We start from the raw sequence: 7946 nt of genomic DNA on the forward strand, positions 1-7946 counted from the left end.
ATGGAACGTCAAACGGGCGTTACGGTGACCCACGAAGACCTCCGGTCAGCTGAAGACGGCTATCTCCACTGCACCGGAGGTCTTCGCCTACGTCAACGACCCGTCACCAACCTCCTGGCCGAGTACACCTAGGGTCGCGGCCATGGGAGGCCGCGACCCTTCCGCGTCAGGGCCGGTCGAGCCGTTCCCGGCCCGCGCCGGCGCGGACGGCCTCCCGGCCAGCGGCGCCTGGCGCGCCGGCGACCCGCCCGGCGACCGCCGCTTCCTCCGCCTCGCCGCCGACCGGCCCCTCGCGCTCGAGGGCGGCGGCCGCCTCGGGCCGGTCGACGTCGCCTACGAGACGTGGGGCCGCCTCGACGCGGACGGGAGCAACGCCGTCCTCGTCTGCCACGCGCTGACCGGCGACGCGCACGTGGCCGGCGGCATCGGCCCCGGCCAGCCGACGGCCGGCTGGTGGGACGCCCTCGTCGGCCCCGGGCGGGCCCTCGACACCGAGCGGTTCCTCGTCGTCTGCGCCAACGTGCCCGGCGGGTGCCAGGGCTCCACCGGCCCGGCCTCGACCGACCCGGCCACCGGCCGCCCGTACGGCTCGGCCTTCCCGGTCGTGTCCGTCCGCGACATGGTGCGCACCCAGGCGGCCCTCGCCGACCACCTCGGCGTCGACCGCTGGCTCACCGTGGTCGGCGGGTCCATGGGCGGCATGCAGGTGCTGGAGTGGGGGGTGATGCACCCCGACCGGGTGCGGTCGCTCGTCCCCATCGCCACCGCGGCCGCGGCGAGCGCCCAGCAGATCGCCTGGGGGACGTGCGCGAGGGCGGCGATCGCCCTCGACCCGAGGTGGCGGGGCGGCGACTACCACGACGCCGGGCCCGGCGACGGGCCGGCCGCCGGCCTCGCCCTCGCCCGCATGATCAGCCAGGTCACCTACCGCAGCGACGACGTGTTCGCCGACCGCTTCGGGCGGGAGGTGGTGGAGCCGCTCGACGGGTTCTCGCTGTGGCAGCGCTTCGAGGTCGAGCGCTACCTGGAGTACCACGGCGCCAAGCTGGTCGCCCGCTTCGACGCCAACAGCTTCCTCGTCCTCAGCAAGGCGATGGACCTGCACGACGTGGGGCGGGGCCGGGGCGGCGTGCCGTCCGCCCTCGGGCGGGTGCGGTGCCCGGTGCTGGCCGTCGGCATCCGATCGGACATCCTGTTCCCGCCGGCCCAGCAGCAGGCCATCGCCGACGGGCTGGTCGCCGCCGGCGCCCCCGCCGCCTACGCCGAGATCGACAGCCCCCACGGCCACGACGCCTTCCTCCTGGACACCGACCAGGTGGCGGCGGCGCTGGTCCCGTTCCTCGAGACCGTGGAGAAGCGCCCATGACCGACCGCCCCGCCCACATCGAGACCACCGCGGTGCAGGCCGGCCGGTCGGCCGACGAGACGTCGCTCGCGCCCGTGCTCTACGCCACCACCACGTTCCGCACGCCGACGGTCGAGGACAGCCGGCGCATGGCGACCCGCCAGCCGGGCGAGGACCGCTTCTACAGCCGGTACGGCAACCCGACGGTCAGCGCCTTCGAGGAGGCGGTCGCCGCGCTGGAGGGCGCGGAGGCGGCCAGGGCCTACGCCTCCGGGATGGGTGCCATCACCGGCGTGGTGCTCGCGCTGTGCTCCACCGGGGACCACGTCGTCGCCCAGCGCCAGCTCTACGGCGGCACCCGCCACCTCTTCGAGGCGCTGTGCCCGCGGATGGGCATCGACGTCACGCTGGTCGACGGCACCCGGCCGGGCGCCTTCGCCGCCGCCGTGCAGCCCGGCCGGACGGTGCTCGTCTACGCCGAGACGCCGGCCAACCCCCGCCTCGACCTCGTCGACCTCGACGAGCTCGGCGCCATCGAGGGGCCGTTCACGGCCGTCGACTCGACCTTCGCCACCCCGGTGGCCCAGCGCCCGATCGAGCACGGCGTCGACCTCGTCGTCCACTCGGCGACCAAGGGCCTGTCCGGCCACAACGACGCCAGCCTCGGGGTCGTGGCCGGCAGTCGCGACCTCGTCGCCGCGCTGTGGCCCTTCGCCGTGCTCCAGGGCGCGAACGCGTCGCCCTACGACGCGCTGAACGGGCTGCGGGGGCTGCGCACCCTGCCCGTGCGGGTCGCCCGCCAGTCGGCCAGCGCGCAGCAGCTGGCCGAGGCGCTGGAGGGCCACCCGGCCGTCGCCGAGGTCCGCTACCCGGGGCTCGGCTCCCACCCGCAGCGGGACCTGGCCAAGCGGCAGATGGACCTGCCGGGCGGGATCCTGGCCTTCGACGCGGCCGGCGGCCTCGAGGCGGGGGCGCGGTTCGTCGAGTCGCTGCGGATCGCCCAGATGGCGCCCTCGCTCGGCGGCCCCGAGACCCTCGTCACCCACCCGGCCTCGTCCACCCACGCCCAGTTCACCGACGAGGAGCTGGCCGTGGACGGGATCACGCCCGGCACCGTCCGCATCTCCGTCGGCCTCGAGCACCCCGACGACCTCGTCGCCGACGTGCTCCAGGCCCTCGGCTGAGCCGGGCGCTCAGCCCTCCTCGAGCGCGGGCGCGCTGAGGTCGTCGATGGTGGCCAGGTCGTCGTCGGACAGGTGCCAGCCGACCGCGGCGACGTTGTCGCGCACCTGCTCGGGCCGGGTGGCGCCGGCGATCACCGACGCCACCGTCGGCTGGGCGGCCAGCCAGGACATGGCCAGCTCGAGCAGGGTGCGCTCCCGGCTCGTGGCGAGCTCCTCGAGCCGCTCGACGACGTCGAAGTGGCGGTCGCTCAGCAGCCGCTCGGCCCTCGACGGGTCCATGGTCGCCACCCGGGTGCCGTCGGGCGCCTCCTCGCCCCGCCGGTACTTGCCGGTCAGCAGCCCGCTCGCCAGCGGGAAGTACGGCAGCATGGCCAGGCCGTGGCGCTGGCAGGCGGGGATCACGTCCCGCTCGATCGCCCTGGCCAGGAGGTTGTAGTGGTTCTGCGCGCTGGCGAACGGCGTGACGGCCTCGCGCACGGCCGCCGCGGCCGCCTCGTCGACCTGCTCGGCCGAGAAGTTGGAGTGGCCGATCACCCGCACCTTGCCCGCGACGACCAGCTCGTGCATGGCGCCGAGGGTGTCCTCGACGGGGACGTCCGGGTCGGGGCGGTGCAGCTGGTAGAGGTCGATGTGGTCGACGCCGAGGCGGCGGAGGCTGCCGTCGGCGGCCTGGCGGACCCACCGGGGGTGGCCGCCGCCGTGGGCCGGGTCGTCGCCCAGCTGGGCGCCGAACTTGGTGGCGATCACGGCCTCGTCCCGCCGCCGGCCGAGGGCGCGACCCAGGTACTCCTCGCTGCGGGTGCTCCCGTAGACGTCGGCCGTGTCGAACAGGGTGACGCCGGCGTCGAGGGCGGCGTGGACCACCGCCCGGGACCGCTCCTCGTCGATGCGGCCCCCGAAGTTGTTGCACCCGAGGCCGACGACCGACACCTCGAGCTCCCCGATCCGGCGCGTCTCCATGGCCGGGCAGGCTAGGCACGACGCCCCGGGGGTCCACCCCGGTGGCGCCTCCGGCGACCATGCTGGAGGGGTGGTGCGGCGGCGCTCGGCGCTCCTGTACGGCGGCGTGGTCGTCCTCGGCCTGGCGCTGATCGTCGCCGTCGTCGCCCGCTCCGGCGGCGAGTCGCCGCCCACCGAGCTGTCCCGCGCCCGCCCGACGACGACGGCCGAGGGCGAGCGGCCGCCGCAGACCGTCCCCGCCGCGCCCGACCTCGACGTCCACGTCTCGGGCATCGAGCTGGTCGAGTCGGGGGCCGGGCCGGCGGAGCTGCCGGCCGCCGTCGAGGAGGCCGTGGTCGGCGTGGTCGCCAGCTACGTCCAGCGGGCCACCATCGACCCGATGTCGCACGGCGCCGCCGCCGACGGCGTGCGCGACCTGTTCACGGGCGCGGCCGAGCAGCGCCTCCTCGGCGACGACCGCGCCACCCTGGTGGACGAGGGGCTGCCGGCGGCGCGGCCCGTCGTGCGCCCGGTGGCCGACCTGCGGCTGACCGCGCTGGCCGGCCCGTCCGGCTCGGTCGAGCTCGTGACGGTCGGGCTGCTGGTCGACGTGCAGGGCGAGACGGCCGACGGCAGGACCGTGAAGGTGAACCGCCTCGGCGAGCTCACCCTGGCCCCGGCCGACGGCGGCTGGCGCATCGAGAGCTACGCCATGTCGGTCCAGCGCCAGGTCGAGGAGGCGGCGTGATCCGGCGACGGGCCACCGCCTGGGGGCTGGCGGTCGTCGTCGCCGTGGTCGGCACCCTGCTGCCCCGGGTGGTGGCGGGAGCCACGTGGGCCACGTTCACGATGGTCGAGGACTCGGCCTCCTTCGTCGACCGGCCCGACGCCCCGCTGTTCGTCCTGCTCGTGGGCAGCGACGAGCGGGGCGGGCTCGAGGGGGCGAGGGGCGACGCGCTGCACCTCGTCGGCATCAACGCCGAGGCCGGCGCCGGGACGATCCTCAACATCCCGAGGGACACGATGGTCGACATCCCGGGCCGGGGGATGGCGAAGATCAACGACGCCTACCGCTACGGCGGCGCCGCCCTCCAGGCCGAGGTGGTGCGCCGGCTGACGGGCGCGCCGGTGTCGATCGTGATCGCCACGACCTTCGACGGGCTCCAGCGCATGGTCGACGAGCTGGGCGGCGTCCACGTCGACGTCCCCTTCGCCATGGCCGACCCGAACTCGGGGGCCTACTTCCAGCAGGGGCCGACCACGATGAACGGGGCGCAGGCGCTGGCGTTCAGCCGCAACCGCCACCTGCCGAGCGGCGACCTCGACCGCACGACCATGCAGGCCCACCTGCTGCTCTCGGCGCTGACCGACCTGCGGGGGCGGGGCACGGGCGCGGCCGACACCCTGCGCTACCTGTCCGTGCTGCTCCGCCACGTCCGCATCGACGGGCTCGGCGTGCGGGAGCTGTACCACCTCGGCCGCACGGCGCTGTCGCTCGACCCGGCGAGGGTGCGCAACGCCACGATGCCGGCCGTCGCCGGCTGGTACGGCTCGGCGTCGGTCGTCTACACGAGGCCGCAGGCGGCCGGGCTGTTCGCCGACTTCCGCGACGACGCCGTCCTCCAGTCGCACTGAGCCCCGGCGCGCCCGGCGGTCGCTAGCGTCGCCGCCGTGCGATGCCCGGGGTGCGCCAACCCGGCCGGCCCGGCCGACCGCTGGTGCGTGACGTGCGGGACGGCCATCCCCCCGCCCGCCGTCGACGACGACCGGCCTCTCCCGCCCGAGTGGCCGGACGGCTCGCCCGCCGACCCCCGGTGGCACCCGCTCGCCGAGCGGGCGGCGTGGGCGCGGGCGGCGCTGGTCGTCGCCGCCACGGTGTGGGCCGCCCACACGGTCGCCGACGTCGTGCGGCTCGCCACCCTGGCCGCCGCCGAGGAGGCGCCGACGGCGGCCGCCGCCGACCGGGTGCGGGACGCCGGCACGTGGCAGGACGCGCTGGCCGTCGCCGGGCTGCTCGCGGCGGGCGCCGCGCTGGTGGTCGCCGTGCGGTGGCTGGACACCGCCTACCGCAACCTGCCCGCCCTCGGGGCGAGGGGGCTGCGCCTCGATCCCAGGTGGGCGACGTGGTCGTGGCTCGTCCCCGGGCTCCAGGTGGTCCGGCCGAAGGCCGTCGTCGACGACACCTGGCGGGCCTCGTCGCCCTCGCTCCCGGCCACCCCGGGCGACGGCTGGTGGTCGGTGCCGGTCGGGGCCGTCGTGCACGCGTGGTGGGCGGCGGCGGTGGCGTCGGCCGTCCTCGCCGTCGTGGCCGTGGCCATCCGGGCCGGCGAGGGGACGACCCCGGGCGAGCTGGTCGCCGAGGCGCGGCTGGAGGTGGCGTCGGACGTGCTCGCCGTCGCCGCCTGGGCGCTGTCGGTCGCCGTCGTCGTGGCCGTCACCCGCCGCCAGGAGGAGCGGGTCGCCGTGCTCACCGGGCGGGCGCCGATCGCCGTCCGGGCCGCGGGCGGGCCGGCGGCGCGGCCGGTCGCCGCCGCCTCGCGCCCGGTCGCCGCCGCCTCCGGCGCCCGCCGGCCGGTGGGCCGCCGGGGCGCGCCGTGGTGGCCGGCGCCCCGCTGAGCCGGCCGCCGTGCCCGAGCTGCCCGAGGTCGAGGCCTACCGCCGCCTGGCCGAGCGGGCGCTGCACCGGCCGGTCGCCGAGGTCGTCGCCCCCGACGCCTGGTACCTGAAGGGCGGGCTGACCGCGGAGGTCGTCGCCTCGGCGCTGGCCGGCCGGTCGTTCGTCGCCGCCCGCCGCACCGGCAAGGTGCTCCTGCTCGACGCCGACGGCGAGGGGCCCGTCCTCGGCCTGCGGTTCGGGATGACCGGGCGCCTCCTCGTCGACGGCCGGGCCGGCGTCGACCAGCTCCTCTACTCGAGCCTGCGGGCCGAGGAGGCGTGGGACCGGTTCACCGTCCGCTTCGCCGACGGCGGCGACCTGCGGGTCCGCGACCCCCGGCGGCTGGGCGGCGTCACCCTCGACCCCGACGAGGGCCGGCTGGGGGTCGACGCCCTGGCCGTCCGGCCGTCCGAGCTGGCCGCCGTGCTGCGGGACAGCGCCGCGCCGGTGAAGGCCCGCCTGCTCGACCAGGCCAGGGTGGCCGGCATCGGCAACCTGCTGGCCGACGAGGCGCTGTGGCGGGCGGGGATCGACCCGGCGAGGCCGGCCCGGTCGCTGTCGCCGGCCGAGCTGCGGCGTCTCCACCGGCACCTGAGGGCCACCGTCGCCACCCTGATCGAGCGGGGCGGGAGCCACACCGGCGACCTCCAGGCCGAGCGCCGCCCCGGTGGCCGCTGCCCGCGCGACGGCGAGCCGCTCGTGCGCCGCACGGTGGGCGGCCGGACGACGTGGTCGTGCCCGCGGCACCAGCGATGACGGGGCCGTCGGCCACTACGATCCCGCATCGCCCCGGGGCGGTTGGGCAGGAGGAGGTCCATGCGGAGCGCGAGAGGCAGGTGGTCGGCCGCCATGGCGGCGGTCGTCCTCGCGCTGGTGGTCGGGCTGGGCGCGGCGGCGCCGGCGTCGGCGCAGACGACCGAGCCGACCGTGGTGACGGTGCCGACGAGCGTGCGCCAGCCGGCGGCCACCGAGGACGGCACCGACGACGAGACCGCCGAGACGATCTGGCGGATCATCGCCGGCCTGCTCGTCGTCGCCTTCCTGCTGACCGTGCTGACCGTGCGGTACTGGTGGGTGACCCGGCCGTCCCGGCAGGCGGACGAGGACGGCGACGAGGCCGCCGCCGAGGAGGCGCCCAGCCGGGCGTAGCGGGGCCGGTACGGTGGCGGCGATGGCCGAGGGCTTCGACGTCGACGCCATGATCCAGCGGTTCCGCGAGCGGGCCGCCGCCGTGCGGGCCCGTCCCCTGCCACCGGTGGCGGGGGAGGAGCGGACCAAGTTCGTCCGCCAGGCCCAGATCGACTTCCAGGACTTCGCCATCATCGGCGACGCGACCGGGTCGATCGAGGACGGCTTCCTCGTGCTGCGGGTCGACCTCCGGCCGCCGGAGGCCCGGGGCGAGTCCGGCTCCTGAGGGCGCCCGTCACGTACGCTGCGCGCCGGACGCCCGGCTGAGAGGGGAGCAGATGCGCTGCGAGCAGTGCGGCGAGGACCGGGAGGTCGTCGCCTCGATGAGCCCCCCGGGGTCCCGGTTCTGCATCGGCTGCGGGCGCGGGCTCGAGCGCCCCGTCCCCGACCCGGTGTCGGCGTCGCCGGGCGCGTCGCCGGGCGGCGGGCCCTCCAAGGACGAGCCCGGCTGGGCCGCGCCCGACGCCGGCCTCGGCTCCCCGGCCGACGGCCCCCTCCCGAGCCCCGACGACGACGAAGCCGCCGGCCGCCCCGCCCCCCCCGAGCCCACCCCCGCCCCCGACCCCGGTGGCCCGCCGCCGCCTCCGAGCGCCGGTGGCCCGCCGCCCCCTCCGAGCGCCGGTGGCCCGCCGCC

10 protein-coding genes are annotated in these 7946 nt (G+C 77.2%); 9 read left to right on the forward strand and 1 reads right to left on the reverse strand.

What is annotated here, in order from left to right; all coding sequences use genetic code 11:
• The first annotated feature begins 142 nt into the window (after window positions 1-142).
• Both VGB14_00005 and VGB14_00010 read left to right on the forward strand, forming a co-directional pair.
• A complete protein-coding gene (locus tag VGB14_00005) occupies window positions 143-1366 on the forward strand; it encodes a homoserine O-acetyltransferase (protein HEX9991285.1) in 1224 nt (407 codons plus the stop codon).
• A complete protein-coding gene (locus VGB14_00010) occupies window positions 1363-2529 on the forward strand; it encodes an aminotransferase class I/II-fold pyridoxal phosphate-dependent enzyme (GenBank protein HEX9991286.1) in 1167 nt (388 codons plus the stop codon). Before VGB14_00005 ends, VGB14_00010 begins: the two co-directional genes overlap by 4 nt.
• A 9-nt stretch (window positions 2530-2538) precedes the next feature.
• On the opposite strand, the gene VGB14_00015 is transcribed toward VGB14_00010, so the two are convergent.
• Window positions 2539-3489: an aldo/keto reductase gene (locus VGB14_00015; GenBank protein ID HEX9991287.1), complete on the reverse strand. Its 951-nt coding sequence runs from the start codon at window positions 3487-3489 to the stop codon at window positions 2539-2541.
• 70 nt (window positions 3490-3559) lie between these two features.
• Here VGB14_00015 and VGB14_00020 point away from each other — a divergent pair, with 70 nt between their 5' ends.
• From VGB14_00020 to VGB14_00050, 7 genes are all read left to right on the forward strand, one after another.
• Complete coding sequence (locus VGB14_00020; GenBank protein ID HEX9991288.1) at window positions 3560-4216, forward strand: hypothetical protein; 657 nt, start codon at window positions 3560-3562, stop codon at window positions 4214-4216.
• Window positions 4213-5103, forward strand: a complete 891-nt coding sequence (locus VGB14_00025; protein ID HEX9991289.1) for an LCP family protein — start codon at window positions 4213-4215, stop codon at window positions 5101-5103. The genes VGB14_00020 and VGB14_00025 overlap by 4 nt, the downstream gene beginning before the upstream one ends.
• A gap of 36 nt (window positions 5104-5139) precedes the next feature.
• Window positions 5140-6084, forward strand: coding sequence for a DUF4328 domain-containing protein (locus VGB14_00030; GenBank protein ID HEX9991290.1), 945 nt, complete (start codon window positions 5140-5142; stop codon window positions 6082-6084).
• A gap of 10 nt (window positions 6085-6094) precedes the next feature.
• Window positions 6095-6880, forward strand: coding sequence for a DNA-formamidopyrimidine glycosylase family protein (locus tag VGB14_00035; GenBank protein HEX9991291.1), 786 nt, complete (start codon window positions 6095-6097; stop codon window positions 6878-6880).
• Between the two features lie 60 nt (window positions 6881-6940).
• Window positions 6941-7273 carry a hypothetical protein gene (locus VGB14_00040; protein HEX9991292.1) on the forward strand — a complete coding sequence of 111 codons (333 nt, stop codon included), beginning with the start codon at window positions 6941-6943 and terminating at the stop codon, window positions 7271-7273.
• A 22-nt stretch (window positions 7274-7295) separates the two neighbouring features.
• On the forward strand, window positions 7296-7538 hold the full coding sequence (locus VGB14_00045; GenBank protein ID HEX9991293.1) for a hypothetical protein: 243 nt from the start codon (window positions 7296-7298) through the stop codon (window positions 7536-7538).
• Window positions 7539-7590: 52 nt separating this feature from the next.
• Window positions 7591-7946: hypothetical protein (locus VGB14_00050; protein HEX9991294.1), on the forward strand; the 356-nt coding region annotated here is incomplete at its 3' end.

The organism is Acidimicrobiales bacterium (assembly GCA_036399815.1).
Classification (GTDB): domain Bacteria; phylum Actinomycetota; class Acidimicrobiia; order Acidimicrobiales; family DASWMK01; genus DASWMK01.

Bases quoted from the DNA above. Each gene is read 5' to 3' on its own strand.
- VGB14_00045 (HEX9991293.1), top strand. From the start codon at position 7,296: ATGGCCGAGGGCTTCGACGTCGACGCCATGATCCAGCGGTTCCGCGAG.
- VGB14_00010 (HEX9991286.1), top strand. From the start codon at position 1,363: ATGACCGACCGCCCCGCCCACATCGAGACCACCGCGGTGCAGGCCGGC.
- VGB14_00040 (HEX9991292.1), top strand. From the start codon at position 6,941: ATGCGGAGCGCGAGAGGCAGGTGGTCGGCCGCCATGGCGGCGGTCGTC.
- VGB14_00015 (HEX9991287.1), bottom strand. From the start codon at position 3,489: ATGGAGACGCGCCGGATCGGGGAGCTCGAGGTGTCGGTCGTCGGCCTC.
- VGB14_00005 (HEX9991285.1), top strand. From the start codon at position 143: ATGGGAGGCCGCGACCCTTCCGCGTCAGGGCCGGTCGAGCCGTTCCCG.